This is a genomic window from Paenibacillus antibioticophila, assembly GCF_000455265.1.
Classification (GTDB): domain Bacteria; phylum Bacillota; class Bacilli; order Paenibacillales; family Paenibacillaceae; genus Fontibacillus; species Fontibacillus antibioticophila.
Window position 1 is genome coordinate 83,296 of sequence record NZ_HG005140.1, and the last position, 21,687, is coordinate 104,982.

The 21,687-nt window shown below is 50.2% G+C and carries 19 protein-coding genes and 3 pseudogenes; 3 read left to right on the forward strand and 19 right to left on the reverse strand.

Annotated elements, in window-relative coordinates:
• Positions 1–61: 61 nt before the first annotated feature.
• The 6 genes and pseudogenes from folE to TX85_RS14290 form a co-directional block, all read right to left on the reverse strand.
• Positions 62–655: a GTP cyclohydrolase I FolE gene (folE, locus tag TX85_RS14265; protein WP_044480185.1), complete on the reverse strand. Its 594-nt coding sequence runs from the start codon at positions 653–655 to the stop codon at positions 62–64.
• Between the two features lie 9 nt (positions 656–664).
• Positions 665–901, reverse strand: coding sequence for a YneF family protein (locus TX85_RS14270; RefSeq protein WP_044480186.1), 237 nt, complete (start codon positions 899–901; stop codon positions 665–667).
• A 98-nt stretch (positions 902–999) separates the two neighbouring features.
• The gene (locus TX85_RS14275) at positions 1,000–2,040 is read right to left on the reverse strand and encodes an HD-GYP domain-containing protein (RefSeq protein WP_044480187.1); all 1,041 of its coding nucleotides are present in this window, start codon (positions 2,038–2,040) and stop codon (positions 1,000–1,002) included.
• A gap of 76 nt (positions 2,041–2,116) precedes the next feature.
• Positions 2,117–3,227 (reverse strand): annotated as a pseudogene (gene queG, locus TX85_RS14280) (tRNA epoxyqueuosine(34) reductase QueG); the annotation flags it as partial.
• Positions 3,228–3,263: 36 nt separating this feature from the next.
• Entirely contained in the window at positions 3,264–3,707 is a 444-nt protein-coding gene (gene rnhA / locus TX85_RS14285; RefSeq protein WP_044480188.1) for a ribonuclease HI, read from the reverse strand.
• 151 nt (positions 3,708–3,858) lie between these two features.
• Complete coding sequence (locus tag TX85_RS14290) at positions 3,859–4,299, reverse strand: GNAT family N-acetyltransferase (RefSeq protein ID WP_044480189.1); 441 nt, start codon at positions 4,297–4,299, stop codon at positions 3,859–3,861.
• Between the two features lie 353 nt (positions 4,300–4,652).
• Between TX85_RS14290 and TX85_RS14295 the strand changes: the two genes are divergently transcribed.
• Positions 4,653–4,856, forward strand: coding sequence for a hypothetical protein (locus TX85_RS14295; protein WP_049894968.1), 204 nt, complete (start codon positions 4,653–4,655; stop codon positions 4,854–4,856).
• A gap of 150 nt (positions 4,857–5,006) precedes the next feature.
• Here TX85_RS14295 and mutY read toward each other — a convergent pair whose 3' ends face one another.
• From mutY to TX85_RS14345, 10 genes are all read right to left on the reverse strand, one after another.
• A complete protein-coding gene (gene mutY / locus TX85_RS14300; RefSeq protein ID WP_044480190.1) occupies positions 5,007–6,227 on the reverse strand; it encodes an A/G-specific adenine glycosylase in 1,221 nt (406 codons plus the stop codon).
• 616 nt (positions 6,228–6,843) lie between these two features.
• The gene (gene acpS, locus TX85_RS14305) at positions 6,844–7,233 is read right to left on the reverse strand and encodes a holo-ACP synthase (RefSeq protein WP_044480191.1); all 390 of its coding nucleotides are present in this window, start codon (positions 7,231–7,233) and stop codon (positions 6,844–6,846) included.
• A 218-nt stretch (positions 7,234–7,451) separates the two neighbouring features.
• Positions 7,452–8,654 (reverse strand): ABC transporter permease, encoded by a 1,203-nt coding sequence (locus tag TX85_RS14310; protein ID WP_044480192.1) that lies wholly within the window; start codon positions 8,652–8,654, stop codon positions 7,452–7,454.
• On the reverse strand, positions 8,651–9,340 hold the full coding sequence (locus TX85_RS14315; RefSeq protein ID WP_044480193.1) for an ABC transporter ATP-binding protein: 690 nt from the start codon (positions 9,338–9,340) through the stop codon (positions 8,651–8,653). The genes TX85_RS14310 and TX85_RS14315 overlap by 4 nt, the downstream gene beginning before the upstream one ends.
• Positions 9,337–10,407 carry an efflux RND transporter periplasmic adaptor subunit gene (locus TX85_RS14320; protein WP_044480194.1) on the reverse strand — a complete coding sequence of 357 codons (1,071 nt, stop codon included), beginning with the start codon at positions 10,405–10,407 and terminating at the stop codon, positions 9,337–9,339. Before TX85_RS14320 ends, TX85_RS14315 begins: the two co-directional genes overlap by 4 nt.
• A 33-nt stretch (positions 10,408–10,440) precedes the next feature.
• A complete protein-coding gene (locus TX85_RS14325) occupies positions 10,441–11,088 on the reverse strand; it encodes a YIP1 family protein (protein WP_044480195.1) in 648 nt (215 codons plus the stop codon).
• Positions 11,089–11,501: 413 nt separating this feature from the next.
• The gene (locus tag TX85_RS14330) at positions 11,502–12,110 is read right to left on the reverse strand and encodes a hypothetical protein (RefSeq protein WP_049894969.1); all 609 of its coding nucleotides are present in this window, start codon (positions 12,108–12,110) and stop codon (positions 11,502–11,504) included.
• 604 nt (positions 12,111–12,714) lie between these two features.
• The gene (nadE, locus tag TX85_RS14335; protein WP_044480196.1) at positions 12,715–13,524 is read right to left on the reverse strand and encodes an ammonia-dependent NAD(+) synthetase; all 810 of its coding nucleotides are present in this window, start codon (positions 13,522–13,524) and stop codon (positions 12,715–12,717) included.
• A 109-nt stretch (positions 13,525–13,633) separates the two neighbouring features.
• Positions 13,634–14,068 carry a BrxA/BrxB family bacilliredoxin gene (locus tag TX85_RS14340; protein WP_044480197.1) on the reverse strand — a complete coding sequence of 145 codons (435 nt, stop codon included), beginning with the start codon at positions 14,066–14,068 and terminating at the stop codon, positions 13,634–13,636.
• A gap of 92 nt (positions 14,069–14,160) precedes the next feature.
• Entirely contained in the window at positions 14,161–15,876 is a 1,716-nt protein-coding gene (locus TX85_RS14345; RefSeq protein WP_044480199.1) for a two-component system sensor histidine kinase NtrB, read from the reverse strand.
• Between the two features lie 139 nt (positions 15,877–16,015).
• Between TX85_RS14345 and TX85_RS14350 the strand changes: the two genes are divergently transcribed.
• On the forward strand, positions 16,016–17,299 hold the full coding sequence (locus TX85_RS14350) for a BaiN/RdsA family NAD(P)/FAD-dependent oxidoreductase (protein WP_044480200.1): 1,284 nt from the start codon (positions 16,016–16,018) through the stop codon (positions 17,297–17,299).
• Here the strand turns inward: TX85_RS14350 and TX85_RS14355 are convergent.
• The 3 genes and pseudogenes from TX85_RS14355 to TX85_RS14370 all read right to left on the reverse strand — a co-directional run bounded on the left by TX85_RS14355 (position 17,296) and on the right by TX85_RS14370 (position 20,664).
• Positions 17,296–18,572: pseudogene (locus TX85_RS14355) on the reverse strand (ABC transporter permease). The gene TX85_RS14350 and the pseudogene TX85_RS14355 sit on opposite strands and share 4 nt — an antisense overlap.
• Positions 18,569–19,281 (reverse strand): annotated as a pseudogene (locus TX85_RS14365) (ABC transporter ATP-binding protein). The pseudogenes TX85_RS14355 and TX85_RS14365 overlap by 4 nt, the downstream one beginning before the upstream one ends.
• A 36-nt stretch (positions 19,282–19,317) precedes the next feature.
• Positions 19,318–20,664 carry an MFS transporter gene (locus TX85_RS14370; RefSeq protein WP_044480204.1) on the reverse strand — a complete coding sequence of 449 codons (1,347 nt, stop codon included), beginning with the start codon at positions 20,662–20,664 and terminating at the stop codon, positions 19,318–19,320.
• A 280-nt stretch (positions 20,665–20,944) separates the two neighbouring features.
• Here TX85_RS14370 and TX85_RS14375 point away from each other — a divergent pair, with 280 nt between their 5' ends.
• Positions 20,945–21,412, forward strand: coding sequence for a MarR family winged helix-turn-helix transcriptional regulator (locus tag TX85_RS14375; RefSeq protein ID WP_044480205.1), 468 nt, complete (start codon positions 20,945–20,947; stop codon positions 21,410–21,412).
• Positions 21,413–21,687: the final 275 nt, after the last annotated feature.

The following is a 21,687-nucleotide window of genomic DNA, read 5'->3' on the forward strand; positions in this document are numbered from 1 at the left end:
CAAACAAACAGCCAGCTGCGCATGTACAACGGCAGCTGGCTGTTTAATTCCATAGCTCTATTTACTCTTTGATCAGTGATAGAAACTCTGCTCTCGAAGCCGCATCGGTCCGGAAGGTTCCCCGTACCGCCGAGGTCACTGTCTTGCTGCCCGGCTTCTTGACGCCCCGGGAGCACATGCACAGATGCTCGCCCTCCACCACAACCATGACGCCTTTCGGCTTCAAGACCTCTTCCATAATGTCGGCAATTTGCGATGTAATACGCTCCTGAACCTGCAGACGGCGCGTGACCGCTTCTACCAGACGGGCCAGCTTGCTCAAACCGGCAATTTGGCCGCTTGGAATATAGCCGATGTGAGCCTTGCCGAAGAAGGGAGCCATATGGTGCTCGCACTGGCTGTAATACACGATATCCTTAACGATCACCAGCTCTTCGTGGTTCTCTTCAAAGGTAACGCCGAGCACCTCGCGAGGGTCGACCTCATATCCGCCAAAAATCTCTTCATACATCCGGGTAACACGGGCCGGAGTCTCCAGCAGGCCTTCCCGCTCGACATCTTCACCGATCAGCTTAAGAATCTCCCGGACATGATGCTCAATCTTCTCCCGGTTATCCCCTACCTTGGCATTTATATAATCTTTAACTCCCGCCACTATAGTCACCTACTTTTTTCTGCGTTTTCCGGAAGCCTGCGGCTTCTGACCCTGCTGCTTCATCATTTGCTGGGCCCGCTGCATTTGCTTGCCGTTTAAATTGTACCCCATTTGTTGCGCCATCTTTTGCAGCGCTTGCGGATCACTCTGCATCTTGGTTAATTGCCGGCGCAGATAAAATACACCGATTGCGAAGCCAGCGATCAATCCGACCACAAGCGTAATAATAGGAATTGCAATTTCCATCCTTCAGCCACCTCGATTAAAAAATACACCCTGGCTCGGCATATTTAGCCTGCTAAGCCGGAGCACTCAACATATCATAGCATTCAAGCCAGACTCATTCAAGCGAGAACCGCATCAATAAATACCGTTGTCTCCGTGGCCAGATCCACTTCCTTCACCTCAAAATCCTCGCCGGCGCTGCGGATAATTCTTACGACCGGCCGTCCCGGCAAGCCTCGATGCTGCCGAACAACGACCCCGATCTCCTTGGTAGATAAGCGCACAGAGGTACCTGTCGGATACACTGAGACGATCCGGTTAAATTCAATCAGTACATCCCGATCCAGCAGCAGCTCCGAGCTGGCCATCAGCTCTTCGCAGGCCTCATGAGGGAGCATCGCTTTCTTCGCTAATCCGCCTTCTCCGCTGATCAGATTATCGTACTGGTTGGCCACAGCGACGATCTTCGCATATAGATGAATCGATTCAGAGGTCAGTCCGCGAGGCAAGCCGGAGCCGTTAAGCCGTTCATGGTGCTGGAGTGCCGTATGGGCAACAAGCAGGCTGAATTCGCGCTTATGCTTGAGAAATTCAAAGCCCTTCCAGGTATGGTGAGATTTATTCACCGCATCTTGGTCCGCACCCTCCGCAAGAGCGACACTTTTCCCGATATCATGCAGCAAGGCGCCCATCGTCAGCTCTTTTAACTGCCCATAGTTCAGGCCGAGATTATATCCGATCATGGAGGAGAGCAAGGCCACATTCACCGCATGCAAATAATGAGCGTTGTCCTTGGTACGGATTTCCGTTAACTGGAACAATAATTCCTTAGCGCTGAGCACATCTGTTAACAGTTGGTCCACGGAATTGCTAATTTTGCGCGTGCTCCATTCCTTCCCTGACCGCACTGCCTCCAGCGTTTCGCTCATATCGCGAAACACCGCCTTTTTCGTGACTTCGCTTACCATGTCCTCGATCTCCACGTCTTCAAAAGCCGGGTCCTTCAAATAGATCATTGTGACTCCGATTCGCTTCAAGGTATTGATCATATACACCGTAAGCTGAACTCCCGCAGACAACAGCACAGTTCCATTACCGGAATAGACGGTTCTTCCTAGCAATTGACCGGGTTCAACATCCTCCATGCTCACGAATCTCATTCCGCTTCCTCCCCGATTGACGCTTTCTCTAGCTTCTCTCTTGCCTTCTTCAATCGCTCTATCACCTCCGGATCGGACTCCCTCTCCTCGGCTTGAATAATGGCCTTCAGCGCCTCCGTTCCCCCGATGCGGCTTAACGCCCAGGCAGCCGTTCCTCTCAGAACAGGACGCGGGTCATTGCGCAGCACTTCTGCAAGCTTCGGAATGGCCGTAGCATCCTTGAAGTTGCCCAGAGCGATGACCGCATTCCGTTGAATCGGCTTCTTTCCCCGCCAGGCTGCGGCACTGGAGCCAAAGCGCTCCTTGAACTCCCGGTTGCTGATATCCAGCAGCGGGAGCAGAAGCGGCTTCACCGTTTCCGGGTCTGGTTGCAGCTCCGGACGGTGATTCCATGATCTGCCTTTATTTTTCGGACAGACGACCTGGCAGGTATCGCATCCGTACAGCCTGTTGCCGATCTTGACCATGAACTCTTCCTCAAGGAAGCCCTTGGTCTGGGTCAGAAAGGAAATACAGCGCTGGGCGTTCAGTTGTCCCGGCCCTACCAGCGCACCTGTCGGACAGGCGTCCAGACATTTAGTGCAATCCCCGCAATCCTCCGTCACCGGCTTGTCCGGCGCAAACGGAATATTGGTAATCATCTCCCCAAGATAGATCCATGACCCCCATTTCGGGGAGATGATGGCACAGTTTTTGCCTGAGAAGCCAATTCCCGCCCGCTCGGCCACCGCTCTATCGGACAGAACGCCGGTATCGACCATGCTCTCTATGCGCACATTCGGCACACGCTCCCGGATAAAGGCCTCCAGCTTTGCCATTGCCTCCCGCAGCACTGTATGATAATCCTGTCCCCATGCCGACCTGGCCAGGATGCCCCGGCGCATGCCAGGCTCGGACTTGGGCGGATTCTCCATCTTGGCAGGATAAGCGACTGCAATCGAGATAATGGAAGCCGCCTGGTCCAGCGTCAGCTTCGGCTCTACCCGTTTCTCGATATCGGGCTCTTCAAATCCGGATTCATACCCTTTTTCCCTGCGGTCCAGCAGAATCGCCTTTAAGGATAAGAATGGATCCGCCGTCGTAAAGCCGATATCATCGATACCCAGGGAGAACGCAGCTTCCTTGATTTCAGACTTCAAAGCTTCCCAATGGGGAGGGCCCGAACTGGCCTCCAGTTGCTGTATCATGTTGTAAGACCGCTCCATTCCCATCCCCCTCCTCGACTACATGCTTCCCAGCCGCTTGATCGCTTCCCGGGCCAGATAGTCACAGTGATTGTTAAGCTCATTATCGCTATGGCCCTTCACCTTGACGTACTCCACCTGATGAATCCCCATTAACCTCCACAGCTCTTGCCATAATTCCTTATTCTCTACCGGCTGATTCTTACTGTTCTTCCATCCGTTCTTGAGCCATCCCCGGATCCAGCCCTGCTGGAAGCAGTTCACAACATAGGCGGAGTCGCTATAGACCTTTGCCTGACAAGGCTCCTTAAGCTGACTCAGCGCGGAGATCACCGCCTGAATCTCCATCCGATTATTGGTCGTATGCTTCTCTCCCCCGGATATCTCCTTACGGTGGCCGTTAAACAGAAGCACAGCTCCCCAGCCGCCTGGCCCGGGATTGCCGGAGCAAGCTCCGTCCGTATAAATCATAACTTCCTTCACGTATATACCTCCAAGCCGTCGGCTTTCTTCCCGTCATTACTTAAAATTTCGCTTAATAATAGAAAAGCATATCCCGCACCCATTTGCAACGGTGTGAGATATGCTTAAAAATGTAAATATCATGCAGAGGCTGACATTCCCTCTAATCTATCTAGTTCCCGACAGCGTTAACGGCGGCAATCGACAGCTTCTGGAAAGCCTCCAGAAACTTGCTTGCTCCATATCCCATCGCTTCATACAGCGGAGCAATCGCCTTGTTGTGCGGATCTCCGGCAATCATGATGCGGTGAATATTGCGTTGCTGAAAACGTTGCTCCATCGCTGACACCAGATTTTTGCCTACACCTTGACGACGATAGTCCGGATGTACAGCCGTCCGGTAGATGAAGCCGGTATTATTTTGATCGATGGTTCCGATCACGGTGCCGATAACCTTGTCTTCATCTTCAGCGATTACGATTAGCTCCGAATCCCAAGACAGTTGTCTTGCGAACGCCCGCTTCGTATCTTCGTAACACTCCTCCATCAAGGCTTCCTGCAACAGCTCCATCACCTGGTTCACATCACTTAATTGGAAGGAACGAATACGCATGAACTGATCCCCTTTTTCTCAATTGTATTAGAGCTATGTAAAAATGGTCCTCCAAATTTACATTGTTCAAAAAAAACAATTTGCACAAAAACACGAGAAAAAATGCTTACTTGTCCATTAAACCATAGAAATTCGCTAAAAACACGCATTTTATTCTGAAAACGCTTTATATTAAGCGGTTACATTTGGCGAATGTTCGTTTTTTATTCGAAATGTCGAATATTTTGTATAATTTTATGGATTAATACCAATAATAGGATTGTTTAAGTTCCGTAAAAATAGACGGTATTTGTTTGTTAACCGAGGAACAGGGTAATGGAAAGTATAAAATCAATTCGACGAGGAGGATATCTATGGAGCAGAACAATCTCACCAACGATCCGCAGGAGCTGCTGAAGAGCAAGCAGGAAGCCGACAAGCAAAAGCAGCAGTTCTCCAGCTTTATCCGAAACATCAGTGAGCCATCGGGCACTGATACGGGCCAGGTCTCCCCGGACCAGCATCGGGAGCCTGACAAACAGAACACCTTGAAGGATACCGAAAACCGGATGCTCTGATTCATCCGCACAGTCCGAAAACATACAAAATCGCCCAGGTATTGACTGCATGTAAGCAGCTGATGCCCGGGCGATTTCTATATAAACCGAACTATGACATTATAGGATAGAAAATCCGCTCACAAAAGGCGAACGCTTCCGCTTGCTTGCCTAAATTGAAGATTCCAAGGAGGTCTGAGTAGCTTCCCATTCCGGAGCATGATGCTTCAGAATTCGCAGAAATACATTCGGGAATGCCAGCTGCCGCATATCCGCCGGAGTAATCCAGCGGTATTCTTCGCCGCCGCTGGACTCATATGCCGCGCCGGACTCGGCCACGGCGGCATACTCGAGCGCCGCCCCGGCAACGCCCGGCGGCAAGGCTGCAGCCGCTTCACGGAAGCGGTACACGCGGAGGTTCCAATGGATGTGGCTGAAGGTATGCTCCGCATCCATCAGCACATCCATCGGCTCCGCGGCGATGCCCTCGGCGGCGAGCAGCGCCGAGAGCTGCTCCATGGCCTGCCCGTCATCAGGCAGGCCAACCCCGCCGCCGGCGGAAGGGGCGGCAAGGATGTGGGGAAGCTCCCACATCTTGGCCAGCAGCCCCTTGGCGGGACGCCGGCGGACTAGCAAGCGGCCGTCATGACCGCCGCTGCCCTCGACGAGGGCAGCGATCCGATATTCCGGCCGCGGGGGCTTCGCCTTGCTCTTCACAGGCAGGCGATCCTCCACCCCATCCAGCCGTGCCAGGCACCGGCCCATGACCGGGCAGGTCAGGCACTGCGGCGATTTCGGCGTGCAGACCAACGCTCCGAGCTCCATTAACGCCTGGTTGAAGTCGGAAGCCCTGCCCTCCGGAATCAGCTCCGCTGCAAGTCCCTCCATCAGAGCACGAGTCCCGCTCTTCATAATATCCTCTTCAATCCGGAAGAACCTCGATAGAACCCGCATCACATTTCCGTCGACCGCCGGCTCCGGCAGATTGTAAGCGATGCTGAGAATTGCCCCTGTCGTATAAGGCCCTACTCCCTTAAGACCCGAGACGCTTGCCTTATCCGCGGGAACTACGCCGCCATACTGCTCAAGCACCTGCTTCGCAGCAGCCTGAAGATTGCGCGCGCGGGAATAATAGCCAAGCCCTTCCCAACGCTTCAGCACCTCTTCCTCAGGAGCCTCGGCCAATGCCTGCAACGTAGGGAATTGCTCGATAAACCTATGGAAATACGGGATGACTGTATCTACCCGTGTCTGCTGAAGCATAATCTCCGATACCCAGATATAATAAGGATTCCGGTGTCTGCGCCACGGCAAGTCCCGCTTTGCGGATTCATACCATTCCAATAATTCTCTGCTGAAAAATGCCTTGCTGTACTCTATTTTGTCCTGCATTCCTGTCTCCTTTAAGAGGTAGTTCAAAAAGTCGGCTTTTGATCACGAAGTATTTCCAGTAGTTAATTCGACATCGAATCTCGCGTTCACCCTTGAAGTCCGGTACTCATGTAGGGTCTGCCTACACTCCGTTCCTCCTTCTTCAGGTTCTCGCAACCTTCTCGGTGCTGAAAAGCCGACTTCTTGAATCTTTATTTATAGCGGTAATTCAAAAAGTCAGCTTTTGATTATAAGTTGAACTAATGAATTTTACGTTTCTTGGCAACGTGTGAAGTGTTCTTACGATCGCTGTTGTTCGCGGATTTCTCTGATTGGACTAAGCCATCATAAGGTGGAAATCCACTCACAAAGGCGAACGCTTCCGCTTCTACAGAACACTTCACCACTTATGCCCTTTCTACGTAGATTATTTAGTTCAACTTATATATTCATCGAATCTCCCTTGAAGTCCGAGCGGATGCTTACGAGGCATGCTTCCTTTGGAAGCATTTCGCTCATGTAGATTTTGCCTACACACCGTTCCTCCTTCTTCAGGTTCTCGCCACCTTCTCGGTGCTGAAAAGCCGACTTCTTGAATCTTTATTTTTAGCAGTAATTCAAAAAGTCAGCTTTTGTCTCATTCCTTCACTTCAATAACCGCAAACGCTGCGGCAAGCTTCCGCTCATGAGTGATGCTGATGTGGATACATGTCTGCTCACGCTGCATTCCCAGCCTGATCCAGGCTTCCTCCGAGAGGAAGGCCAGCGGCTTGCCATGTTCACCGGGCATAATCCGGATATCCTGAAAGGACAGAATCTTGCCGATTCCGCAGCCGAACGCCTTGCTTACCGCTTCTTTTGCAGCGAAGCGCCCTGCCAAAAATTCGGCCGGACGGCTGTTGCTGCCGGGGAGCTCCCGCTCCGCCAGAGTCAAGACCCGCTCCCTCAGCCTCTCGCCTGAACGGCCTTGCAGCATTCGATGCACCCGTTCGATCTCTACCATATCATTCCCGATCCCATAGATCACGCTGCCGTCTCCTTTCTCTCTTATGCCGACTGAAGGTAATGCCGCATATCATCCACTCATTATAGCATAGACCTCCCTGACCAGGCATAGCCGCTGGACAAGAAGAAGCCGAATGCTCCATTAGATCACAGAATTCGAAGCATGCACAAAAACAGCCCGCAAAGGCAAGGCTTCATCCTTGCGAGCGGACTGCTTGTATACACTATATTAATCCAAAATTACTCGTAACGGAGCGACTCTATCGGATGCAGCTTAGAGGCCTTATTGGCCGGATAAAGTCCGAAGAAAATTCCTACCGCTGCAGAGAATCCGAAGGCCAGCAAAATTGCCCAAACCGAGACGACGAACGGCCAGCCGGAAATCAATGCAAAGATGTAAGCAAACAGAAGACCAAACAAGGCTCCCACGGTCCCCCCAATGAACGAAAGAATAATTGCCTCGATCATGAATTGCAGCATAATCGTCCCCGGTGTCGCACCAATGGCTTTGCGGATCCCGATCTCTCGGGTACGTTCCGTTACCGAGACGAGCATGATGTTCATTACCCCTATCCCGCCAACCAGCAGGGATATTCCTGCAATGGCTCCAATAATCGTCTGTAATATGGAAAAGGTGCTCGAAACCATCTGCTCCGCTTCCTTCGCCGTTTGCGACAGGAACACATCTGGGCTTACGTTTTTCTTGTCTGCCAGCCACTTCTTAAGAGAAGCAACCGTATCATCGATCCGGTCCGGTGAGGTTACGACGATTTCCAGACTGCCAAATCTGGCATTCTCGGCTGAAGAATCCACAGAAGACAACGCGGTAATCGGGGCATAGCTGCTGTATTGCTCCCCGCCCATTCCGCTAAGCATGCCTTCCTCAATCTTGAATACACCAATGATCCGAAAGGTATCGGTATTCAGCTGGAGCTTCCGGCCAATAGCCGCATTCGCCGATCCATAGGCCTTCTCCGCATACTTCGCATCGACGACCACCACCTTTTGCCGCCCACGCTCCTCCTGCTGCGAGAAGAATCTTCCGGCAACAAGATCGATATTTTGCATTTTTGTAGTCTCCGAGGTGGTTCCCGTCACCATAAATTGCAGCGATTCCTTCTTCAGCTTCGTCTTCATCATGTAGTTATTAGAGGAAGTAACGTAGCGGATACCCGGTTGCTTGCGTATTTCATTGAATTCGCGCAAGCGGAAGCTGAGATCCTCCTGCTCACTCATAGTCGTTACATTCGGATACAGCACGAAGTAGCCGTCCTTATAGTTCGACAGATTCGATATAATGGAGGATTGCCCGGCCTGACCAATCGATACTACTGTAACGACAGCCGCAACCCCGAACACGATGCCGATCATGGTCAGGAAGGAACGCAGCTTGTTCATGCGGAGATTATCCAGCGCGACCAGTATGCTTTCCCAAATACTCATGAGGGAACACTCCCCTTTCGGGTATCCTTCAAGAGCTTGCCGTCCCCAAACAACAAAATTCGATCCGCATGCTCAGCAATGTCCGGTTCATGGGTAACCAAGACGATGGTCGTTCCCTCCTGATGAATCTCCTTGAACAGCGCCATAATATCATGTGATGATTTGCTGTCCAGGTTCCCGGTTGGCTCGTCCGCGAGCAGGATGGGAGCCCCCATCGTCAAGGCTCTTGCGATGGCAACCCGCTGCTTCTGTCCTCCGGACAGCTCAGTCGGCCGGTGCTTCACACGACCCTCTAATCCCACCTTCTCCAACAAATGCAGAGCCCGCTCCTGCCGCTGATCTTTCGGCATGCCCGCATACATCATGGGCAGCGTGACATTTTGCAGCACTGTCTGCCTGCCCAGCAGATTGAAGCTTTGAAAGACAAATCCGATTTTGCGGTTCCGCACCTTGGACAGCTCATCCTCATTCAAGGTCTGGACCTCTTGGCCATCCAGCACATACGTACCGGAGGTAGGGATATCCAGACAACCGATAATATTCATGAGCGTCGATTTTCCTGAGCCTGAGGTTCCCATAATCGCCACGAACTCGCCCTCATTAATCTGCAGGCTGATCTGACTCAATGCCTCTACTTCAAGCGGGCCATTTTTGTATACCTTGGTTATATCGCTCAGTGTAATCATTGGAGCTTCACCTTATCCCCGTCACGGAGCCCCTCCGTTCCTTCAATAATGATCTTCTCCCCTTTGCTTACGCCGGATACGATCTCAACCTGCTCTTCGCCTTCCTTGCCAACCTGAACGGGAACCTTGACGGCCTTCATTGGCTGTCCTTCCTCCACCTTAAAAATAAAGGTCTCTTCCCCCTCGTATTGAATTGCTTGGATTGGAACCAGCAATCGAGGCTTATCCGGTATTTCGAGCGTTAGTGAAGCGTTATATCCTGACTTCAGTTCGGGAGAGATCTCGTCCAGTCTAACCAGCATCTCAACCGAAGGATCCTTGGAGGTTGCTTCGGCCAGCTGTGCCACAGGGGCAAGATAGGTGACTTGTCCATTGAATTCGCCCGCGAACGATTCACTGGTCACGACCGCCTTCATTCCCGCTTGAACCTTCCCGGCATCCAGCTCATTCAGATTGGAGCGAACCTGATATGCGGAGAAATCCGCAATCGATACAATCAGACTGCCTTGAGCGATCATTTGCCCTTTTTTGACTGCAAGCTCGGTGACAACTCCTCCCTTCTCCGCCTTGATCGAGCTGGAAGCAAGCTGGCGTTTAAGAGACTCGATGTTTAATTCGCTGCTCTTGATTCGCAGATCATAGGAGGTCAAGTCCAGCTCCTCCGGCTCTGTGTCAGCATCCAGACTCCTTGCCTGCTTGAAGCTTTCAAAATGCTGCTTCTTAGCCTGCAGCCGCTCTGCCTCTACCATTTGCAGATTTAAAAGCTCTTTATCCAACTGCTCCTGAACGGATTCCATATTTAGCGTCAATAGTTCCTGCCCCTCGGTGATCGTATCTCCGAGCTTAACGGCCACCGCCTCTACAACTCCGCTGACCGGCGCATACAGCTGTGCAGTATCTACCGGCTCAAGCTTTCCGTTGGCAAAGACCTCCTCAGTAATCACACCTTCAGTCACCTCAATACTTTGTACCAAAGCAGCCTTATTCACATTCAACAGATTTACTCCCACAAGCACTAAAATAATCAATCCCAGCGCTGCGCTGATCACTATTTTTTTCTTCCCCACTTCAAATCACCCTATCCCATTCATTCTAATGACTTATACTAACAGCAAGCTTCCCAGCGAAATAATGAGCCATACACCAACAATCCAGATACCGACCGTTTTGCGGGGCCGATTCATCATGACGGAGGAACCGATCACATAAAGCGCTAATCCCCATAGCGAAAATGGATTAACGATCGACAACAGATGGTACAGCATGCTCTCTTTATCCGCTACTAGCGCGCCGAGACTGAGCGAAATTTCAGTTATCGAGGTCGCGCCTGTTGTGTAAACCAGGACTGCTGTGATCAACCCCCCGATTGTGCTTGGAAGCATAGCAAATGTAACCATGGTGACGAGCTGCATATACTTGGCTTCTCCACGAACGATCAGATTTAAAAGAAGGTATACAAGGCCGCTTAAAAAGACCATGAAAGCAATGGTTAACGGTGCCATAACCCACCCCATCACTTTTGTACTTTGCACAATCATATCAGTATCTACTGCGCTATAATTGGGTTGTGCTTTCAGGGTGTCAAGTGTCGTCTGTATAGTAGCAGGCATCTGCAACTGTACAGAGATGAGTGAAATGATAATAAGAAGAAGAAATGGAAACAACCATGCCAGCTTGCTTGCCTTCACCCGCTTGAAGGTTTCCGCTGGGGAACTGAAAATGGTAAATAAACTACTAAAATGACTCAAAAAAACGCCTCCCGTCTTCTGTGTGTTGACTTGCTTTTTCTCCCATCTTAATATAATCCAGGCGATACTGTATGTAATTCTTGTTGCTGCTACTTCTTCATACGTACAACCTATGTATAAAGATTCAGTTTATGAGGCTTTTCAATCATAACCACCCGCCCAACGGGTGGTTCAGCCTGTAGACAAAGTTCCTAAAGGAGCAGGAAATAAGGCGAATTCCTAAAGAAAGCCGATATATGAAATCCGAAGATATACGAAAGGCTAGTAGGAGATTGACCGTTTTTTTGATAAACACAAGTCCTATTTTGTATGAGGACAAGACAGACGCAGTAGTAACAAGTTGATTTTTCGCTTTCTATGAAATGATTTTGGCCTGAACGCCTTGGTTAATCGGAATTGTAGCTTACACTTCCTTACTTACTTTTTAAATATTCACATATTGCGGCAATGGTAAGATCCTTTTCCTCAATATTGTTTGTGATATCATCGATCAAGTCCGTTGCCAAATTAAATTTTTGATTGAATTTTTGATTGTCTGCTAAGAATATTCTGGCTCTAGGACGCGGAGTCATACCTTGAGGTCCGGCCCCTGTGACATAATTGATAATGACAATTACATCTTTGATATTATCGTTGTTCACATCATAAAAATCTACGGCCGCCACACTATCAAAAATCCCCGAATAATTTTCCGTACTGTTATTTTCATAGTAGTAAGGAAATGAATAGATAACCATACCCTCTTTTGCTAAGAAAAATGAAACATCTTCAAAATCAATACTGTGATCTGGTTCATATGAAATAAACTTTACGTTTCCCCAATCACCCAGTTCTACATTAAGCGATTGATCTTGTATAATCCGTTTTTCTTCAAGAGAAACATTCTGAGCAGTCCCGTTAAGGTCAGCAACAGAAGAAGCTATCCTTTCTGTTATGGCTTCATCATTGGCTGCCGAAGAACATGCGCATAGTCCTAAAACCGATAATAATACCATTAACGTCAAAAATACTTTTTTTATCATAATCTGTCACCTTTCAGATTCTGCTTTTATCGCAAATTTTTTTAAACGTTTGTCGTGTGGAGAAAAGCTCCATACGCCATTTCAATACAACGAGTATAGCACATTGTGCTGACCTTCCATCAATATCTGTTAAGACGCTTACTGAACCATTTATAGCTATTATCTCGGGAGTAATATAAACTCCGTTTTTTTCTCTTGTTTCAAACTCAATAATTGGCTATCCCCTCTTTTATTCATTAATTCTTCTGGTGAGTACTCGACTCCATTAGAATCAATAAATACTCCACTTCGGTACACAATATAATCGCCACATGATTCTAAACAATTGTAATATTTTTGGAATTTTAGCTAGACCTTTATGATAATCTTTCAGAAGAAGCTTTGATTTATTGAACGTTGCAGTAGTTGAAATCTAAATGCAAGGAAGAACGCGAATCCTTTTCATTTAGAGCCGGATATTTTATCATGTGGTCTGGGTGGCATAAGCTAACCTAGGGTCGAGCTTCCGACGCAGCCGGAAGGTTACCATCCGGGCACGGCTAAACAGTTAACCAAATAAAGGAACCAGCCGGATACCTCCGGCTGGTTCCTTTATTCATCTACATTAAATTCCAGGAATCCCACTGCGCTTATGCTCTGTCTTCAAATAAAAGGACTCCAACCGTTCCCGCACCGCCGGATCGATCTCCTTTCCTTCCAGGTAGTCGCTGTTAGCTTCATAGCTAATACCCAGCTCTTGCTCATCGGTCTGTCCTTCCCATAGACCCGCCGAAGGCGCCTTCGCAATAATTGCATCAGGCACCCCAAGGTATGAAGCAAGCTGGCGGACCTGCCGTTTATTCAAGGAAGAGAGCGGCGTAATATCAACGGCTCCATCTCCCCATTTGGTATAGAAGCCTGTAATTGCTTCGGAGGCATGATCTGTTCCGACGACCAGCAAATTCAGTTCAAAGGACAAGGCATACTGCATCACCATCCGGGTGCGCGCCTTAATATTCCCCTTCCCCTGATGGCTCATATGCCTGGATTGGCCAATGGCCCGGAAGCCGTGCTCCACCTCAAGGGCTATTTCGTCTACCGCGTCTTCGATATTCGTCTCCACTGTGCGGGTCAAGCCGAAGGTGCGGGCAACCTCATAGCTGTGCTCAATATCGGACTGCTCGCCATAGGGCTGAAATACGCCCAGGGTCATATACTCTCTTCCGGTCTCCCCGCTGAGCTCATCGGTTGCGCGTTTGCATAACGCTGTCGCCACCGCGCTGTCGATCCCCCCGCTGATGGCAATCAAAAGACCGCTCGCCTTGGAGCTCAGCATATACTCCTTCAAAAATTGCACTCGCTTTGTCACTTCCTCTGCCGGATCAATCACCGGCTTTACCCCGAGGCGTTCAATTATTTCATGCTGCAGACTCATTCTCCCATCCCTCTCTGATTATCGATATGACGCATGATGTAATATGTAAAAACGTCCTGTTCAATCCGCAGTTGAGCGCGAATCGTCCAGGACGTTATCATAACGAAGCTTATCTGCAAAACCGGTCGAAGGCGCCTTTCAGATCCTCAGCGATCTCTGCTGCCGAACGATCCTCAATTTGATGTCGTTCGATAAAATGAACCAGTTCCCCATCCTTCATCAAAGCGATGGAAGGCGAAGAAGGCGGGTAAGGGGCAAAGTATTCCCTCGCCTTGGCGGTAGCTTCCTTATCTTGGCCTGCAAAGACCGTAAACAGATGATCCGGGGTCAGATCATGCTGCAGAGCCTGGGCAACACCCGGACGGCACTGGCCTGCTGCGCATCCGCAGACGGAATTCACCACAACAAGCGTTGTTCCTTTTGCCTCAGTAAAAGCTTCTTCTACTGCATCAGGTGTCCGCAGCTCCTGAACGCCAATCGAAGCCAACTCATCCCGCATGGGTTGAACCATATCCTTCATATATTGGTCAAATGACATAGACATGACTGTATCACTCCTTAAGACTGTAAGCTTATATTCCAATTATACAGTCCCAAAACAGGAAATCAACTTAACATGCAATGATATATTTAACATCACATCCAACTTTCCACGTTTTCCGGACACGGGAAGAACACTGTAAACATCGTGCCTTTGCCTTCTTCGGATTGAACGCTGATTTTTCCACTGTGCCTCTCCACAATACTCAGGCATAAGGCAAGACCCAGGCCGGTTCCTTGGGATTTCGTTGTAAAAAAAGGTTCAAAGAGCCTTTCCCGCTCTGCAGCAGGGATACCGGGGCCCTGATCCTTCACGGAAAGCTCCACGCCGTCCACCCGTTTACGGGTCTCGATCGTCAGTTCTCCCTTCTCTCCCATAGCCTCCATTCCATTCCGCCCCAGGTTCAAAATCAACTGCTTGATTTCCTTCTGATTAAGCAGCAAATTAGGCAGCTCATCATCCAGTCTGACCTCAATGCTCTGGCCGCGAAGATTGGCATCCGCCCACAGCAGCGGAGTCAGCTCACGGATAATATCATGGAGACTGCACAGCTCCATACGAACAGACCGATTCTGGGCCAGCGACAAGAAGTCATTAATAATGCTGTTCGCACGATCCAGCTCTTCCATCACGATCCGGTAATAGTTGTCCAGCGTTGGCGGACTCTTCTCTTGCATTAATTGAAGAAAGCCACGGACGACGGCCATCGGATTGCGAATCTCGTGGGTAATTCCCGCTGCCATCTGGCCTACCAGACTGAGCCGTTCCACATGGTTTAGTTCTTTTCGAAACGTTTCGAGTTCGGTAATATCCTGAATAATCACTACGGCCCCGATCGTCTCGTCGGTATGCCCTTTTTTGATAGGTGAAGTACTGGTAAAATAAGCTTTATCACCGCTTTGCAGCAGCTCACGGGTCTTAATATGCTCCTCCAGTGATTGACCCGCGCGCTCGATCAGCACCTCGAATCCAAGATCCGCCATAACCGGGGCAAGACGGCTGCGAATCAGCTCCTCCTTTCGGGCCTGAGGCTTGAACTTTCGAAACAGCTGAATAAATGTCTCGTTGATCGTCATGATATCGCCCTGCCGATCAAGCAAAATAATACTCAATGGTGCCGCATCCATCATCTGCTGCAGCTTCTCCGCCTCGCGAAAATAGTTTCGGGAAAGCTGCATCACCTGCATTCTTAGCTTTTCCTTCTCATATGTATGCTCGATCATGCAAACGAACAAGGTACTAATAAATATGGTAAAGATTATGTTCAATACTGCTATTGCTAGCGGAGACAGACCTGCCTCCTTCTTAGCGGTTCCCATCAGATAAGGAGAAGATATAATCATCAGTTCCCCGATCAGGAAGAACAACGACAGAATCGCTACCTTGCCCTTCCGGTCGCTCCTATAGAACGATTTCGAAAAAAATAATACTAATGGATACAACAGCAATCCTGTATCCAGTATAAAGCCCGAAAAAGTAGGGTTTACTGCAAATACCGGATATAATAGTAGATGAAGCGAAGCCAGAAATACCCCTTCAGCCATTCGGCTGTAGAGCATGAGTGCAAAGAGCGGCAAGATGGCAAAATCCAGATGAAGCGTCCCCCAAAGCCGAGGGGAGAAGAGTGAGCAAAGGATCATGCTAAGCGCGCAAGTTAGTGTAAAGCCCAATGTAATTCTATAAATAGAATCCGCGCTGGCAGCTTCATCATTGAAAGACCGTCGCAGCCGCATGGTGTTGGTAAGCGGAAACAGAAACGCCGGAAGACTCGCGATCAGAAATTGCAACAGGAACTCTTTAACTTCCCCCACATTCTCCCTCCTTTGGTGGAAGAATCATTCTAATTTCGATTAAATCACAGGCGACAATCTTTTACAACACATCCTAATACGTTAAGAAATAGAATGTTTGCTATGACGGATAGTACAAATCAAAGAATAAGGAGCCCATATGAAATTATACGACGTGTTAATTATTGGAGGCGGTCCCTCCGGACTCATGGCATCCATTGCTGCAGCCCGGCAAGGCGCAAGGACAGCGCTGCTCGATAAAGGGGACAAGCTCGGACGAAAGCTGGGCATATCCGGGGGCGGCCGCTGCAACGTAACGAACATCAAAGAGATCGATGAACTGATCACCTTCATACCTGGCGGCGGGAGGTTCCTGTTCAGTGCCTTTGCAACCTTCAGCAACCGCGATATTATTGCATTTTTCGAGGATTTGGGAATCGCTTTAAAAGAAGAGGATAACGGTAGAATGTTTCCGGTATCAGACAAGGCAAAGACGGTGGTCGATGCACTCATTGGAAAAGCCCGCTCACTGGGCGTAGAACTGCTGACGCATCATCAGGTTCAAGAGCTTGTCTTTGGAGCAGAGGGTGTGAAGGGGGTTAAGCTTACGAACGGCGGGAACATTGGAGCGAAAGCAGTCGTTGTAGCGACGGGCGGCAAATCAGTGCCCCATACCGGCTCTACCGGGGACGGATATCCCTGGGCGGAAGCCGCCGGCCATACCATCACCGAGCTGTATCCTACCGAGGTTCCGATTACATCCAAGGAGAGGTTTATTGTAAACCGGGACTTGCAAGGGTTATCTCTGCGGAACGTCAGACTATCGGTGCTCGACCCGAAGGGAAAGACGATTGTGGCCCATCAAGGGGATATGATCTTCACTCACTTTGGGCTTTCCGGCCCCATCGCGCTGCGCTGCAGCGGATTTCTGCGCGGCGTTAAAAAGAAGCACGGCGTCAGTACAGTTACCTTATCTCTGCATCTCTTCCCGGAGCAGTCTCGCTCTGAGCTTGAGGAAACTTTACGCTCAAAGCTTGCCGCCGAACCAAAAAAGACGCTCCGAAATGTCCTGAAAGGAACCATTCCCGAGCGTCTGCTCCCGCTGCTGCTTGAACGTGCGGAATTACCGGAGGATGTAACTTATGAACATCTTCCAAAGGACAAATGGCTTCGATTGATTGATATCATCTCCGATTTTCGGATTCAGGCTTCAGGCACCCGCCCTTTCGAAGAAGCCTTCGTCACCGGAGGGGGCGTGCATCTGAAGGAAATTCAGCCGAAGACGATGGAATCCAAGCTGATGCCAGGTTTATATTTCTGCGGCGAAGTGCTTGACATCCATGGCTATACTGGCGGCTATAATATCACCGCTGCGTTCGCAACCGGATATACGGCTGGCTTGAACGCCGGGATAACCGCAACCGCGCTGGGCACGGAATATTAGGACCTCGGCTTGCTCACGCGGCGAAAACCGGTTGAGAAGAGGACCGGGGCCATGCTTCCTGCGGCCAAGGACACAGCATACCCTGCTGCCATCCCGGGCAGAATTCCCCACCAGGCATGGGTGATGGAGAAGAAAAAGAAACAAGTCATCAGCATAAGGGCCGGAAACAGCAGCATCTTCATCGTTCTCGCAGAGGAAGCTGCCTCCGCCTCCCTTGCCCCGCACAGCATCCCCATAAGCGGGCTGCTGAAGAAGAACTTCCTTGACTCGTTCAGTCCATGGGACAACAGCAGCACCAGGCCCAGATACACGATCAGATTGACCGGAAATGGCGGGATAATTACAGCCAAACAGCCCAGCAAAGTAAATCCGGCATAGGTTTGTAACTCCTGGCCCCGAAAGAACGATTTAACCGTCAGCTCCGCCGCACGATCACCCGGCAGCGAGGAACGCAGCAGTCTTCGGCTGCCGCGGAACAGCCATGGCCGGGACCGCTCCGGCTTCGGGGGCGGTACAGATTGGGACAGCAGCAGCGCCGTCAACCGGGTTCGCCCGCGAAGCTCCTCACGCAGCTCGGACTCCAGCCTGCCCTGCAGACGAAGACGAAGGCTGATCAGAACGGCGGAAAGTCCAAGGCATCCCATAGGGATCAGCCAGGACAGGCCTTGCTGCCAGTCCGTCAGATAATACCATGCCAGGAACACGGCGGTCACCGTCGTTCCCGATAAGGAAAGCCAGATCCACCGCTTCCAGCGCGCATGGTTCACCCGAATGAGATGATCCAGCAGATTAGCTGCAGTCTGGAAGGCGCATAATCCCGCCAGCATCTGCAGCAGCTCTCCCCATTCCATGGAAAAGCCTCGTACCAAAATGGGTGCCAGCAACAAGATGATCAAGGTTAATCTCACATAGGCCGTCAAGCTCCCCATAATGACTGCCCTTATTATCAGACCGCGCATCCAGCTTGTTCCTGCCTTAGGAACAAGCTGTCGGCAGGCTCTATGAACAGGATGAGTCCTTTCGAATAATGCAGCAAAAGGAGCAGAAGACCCGGCACTGCCGCCACAGGCAATTGGAGGATCCATTCCGGCAAGGCTTCCCGCCATAGGCCGATATAAGCTCTTCCGAGCAGGAGAACTGCGGGAATTCCGATATACAGAAAGACGACCCCATCTATGACAGCATGCAATACGGATGCCTGCTGCCTTACATGATCGAGCCATCTTCTCCAGAACAATCGTCGAACCGTCACGGCAGAAGTCCATCTGTTCATGTCAGTCTGTCGAAACACTCGAACAGCGTGCCTCCCGGCATTCCCGCCTTCAAAGCGAGCTCCTCCATCGTCCCTGATGCCGCGAGCGAGCCTTCCGAGATCATCAGAAAGTCGCTGCAGATTCGCTCTGCCGTATCCAGCACATGCGTACATAACAGAATGCCCGCACGCGCTCACGCTCCTCCTCCAGCAATTCCAGGAAATCATGCGTTGCCCGCGGATCCAGGCCGACGAAGGGCTCATCCACGATATACACATCAGGCTTGCGCAGAAACCCGATCATCAGCATCATCTTCTGCTTCATTCCTTTGGAGAATCCCCCGGGCAACAAATCCCGCGCATCGCTCATTCGAAATTTCTCCAGCAGGCGGTTCCCGACAGATTCCAGCTCCCTCTCATCCATTTCATATACCGCAGCTGCGAGAGACAAATGCTCCCAAAGGGTCAAAGTATCATAGTACACCGGTTGTTCCGGGATATAAGCATAGGTTCCGCTGCGTCCGTTTATTTCCGAAAAGGTGATGCTCCCCTTTACTTCGGGCAGCAATCCCAGGACCGCCTTGATCGTCGTACTCTTGCCGGCTCCGTTGGGACCGATCAGCCCGGTTAGGCCGCCGGATCTGATCTGGAATAAGATCTGCTCGACCTTTGGATTTCCGGGCTCATACCCCGCTTCTTCGATCGCTACATCCAGTAAAACGTCTGGCATCCAACCAACTCCATCGCTTGCTTTTATAAAAGGATATCAATTCATAGCAGCGGATGTAAAGCTGTCTTCCTGCAGACCCGCCGTTTGAAGCGCTGCCTGGTCACGCTCTATAATCGGCTTTCTGAATAGAAGCAGGGCCAGACCAAGCAAGGTCATCAAGCCGCCCGACAAAATATAGGCGGGCTCCGGACCAAACATGGTAACCAGATATCCCCCGCATAGAGGACCAATGACGGCAGCTGCCGAGGTCACGCTGGACACAGTGCCAAAGACCCGGCCTGTCATGGCCTCCGGGGTCCGCTGCTGCAACGTAACCTGGAACGGAATGAATGTCAGACCGGCTCCGAGACCTGCCAGCAGAAACATCGTCAGCATAAGACCGGTTCCGATTGTTCCCAGCGCTCCTTGCAAGGTTAAAAGGCCCGCTCCGGCAAACATAAGACCAACCAGCATGCCGCCGAAGCTCATCTTGGTCAATGGCGACCATTTACTTAGAATACGGTTTATAGCTACGGCCAGAAATGTGCCAACCCCGCTGCCGGTGATACACCAGCCCAGCAGATCCTCAGAAATACCCGGAATACCTCGGAACAGAACCACGATTTGGGAATCAGCGATTTGCAGAACGAGCATAGACGCGGCCAAAGTCAGTAGTCCAAAAAAAATCAGCGGGATACCCGCAATAATCTTCAGGCCGGCTGAGACCTCTCTCCTGAATCCTCCTCTTTGCGAGCCTTCAGCTTTTTTAGCCAAGCCCTCAGTTCCCTGTTCTTGCTCTTGTACGGATGCTGGTGTCAACTTGCTCTTCGTCGGCACCCCAATTAGCGCAATTGCCGAGATCAGAAATGCAACCGAGTTGATGATAAAGCTGGATGAAAGGCCAAAGGCGGAAGATAGCATTCCCCCCAGTGCCGGACCGACAATTTTGCTCCCCTGCTCGATAATTGCACTGTAGGATACAGCTTGATCTAACTGATGATGGGGAACAATCTCCTTAATCTTTCCGTTCTTGGCCGGAGAGAATATGACATCAAATGAGCTCTTCACAATAAGCAGCAGATATACCTGCCATAGCTCCGTAACAAAGACCAGTCCTAGAATCAGTATCATCCTCGCAAGGTCGGAAATAATCATAAGCCGTTTGCGTTCTACCCGATCCGCAAGCAGCCCGGCGAGCGGCCCGCCCAGCAGAGTCGGCAGCAGCATACACAGCGTCGTTAATGTAATCTGCCAAGGTGTAGCGTTCCATCTCAATCCGATCAAGGTCAGCAAGGCCAGAAAATACAGCCAATCCCCCAAATTGGATACCAGCTGTGAGGTAAGCAGCATGACATAGGGACGATTCTTCAGCAGCCCCTCGCCCGATTTCATCTCATTCTTCATCTTCTTTTCCACCCGTCATATCGATTTATACTTCATAACTCAGTTATATAAAATCTTTAGCGGCTTGTTATCCGGCGGCCGTAGGATTTGCTTCGGTTCCCGGGCATGATGATGAACTCGGTCTCCAGAATGAGAAAATGTTCAAAAAAATACATATCTAAAAAAATTAATTCTGCAAATTGTGATAAATTATATTTTTTCCATATTGGCACATGTACTAAGATGATCATGAAATTAACTACTTAAATAGATCTAGAATATAGAATAAGGCGGGATGAGTATGCTGAAATTGGAAGAACGCGGAACGGAATTGTCATTGCACCTATATCGGGTATTTTCCAAGTCCTTCAAAAGCGTTAACGAACACGCGGTCACCGGAAGCAAAATTCAAGGCTTCAACCCTACGGCCTTTGCCGTTATGGAAGTACTTTATTACAAAGGTGCGCAGCCCATTCAACAAATTGGCGCCAAGCTGCTGCTGCAAAGCGGAAATGTCACTTACGTCATCGACAAGCTGGAGGCTGCCGGATATTTGCGCCGGACCCCAAGCCCACGCGACCGCCGTGTGATTTATGCGGATTTGACGCCTCAAGGCAGAGAATTAATGGACCAGCTGTATCCGGAATTTTCAGATCGGATTGATTACGCGCTAAGCGGATTAACCGAGGAGGAAAAGCTGATCATGATCGAGCTGCTGAAGAAGATGGGCCGTGAGGCCGAGAAGCTGGCTCCCCAATCGAGAAAATAAGCATTTGAATTATTGCGTACTGCCACAAGAGTAAACTTCGAACAATCTAGTATAAGAATATATAAAAAAAGAAGCCTAGGAGCTAAGCACTGGTACTCGCTGAACTCTTCGGCTTTTTTGTTGGATCCGGATCCGGCCATTACCTCGCGTTTGCTCCAGCTTGTTAGCGCCTTTTCACCTGAATCGTCGCATGAGCACCTACTCCAGCAATTTTAATGACTTTCTGCACTATAATCGTCGCACCAGCACTCACTCCAGCAATTTTAATGACTTTC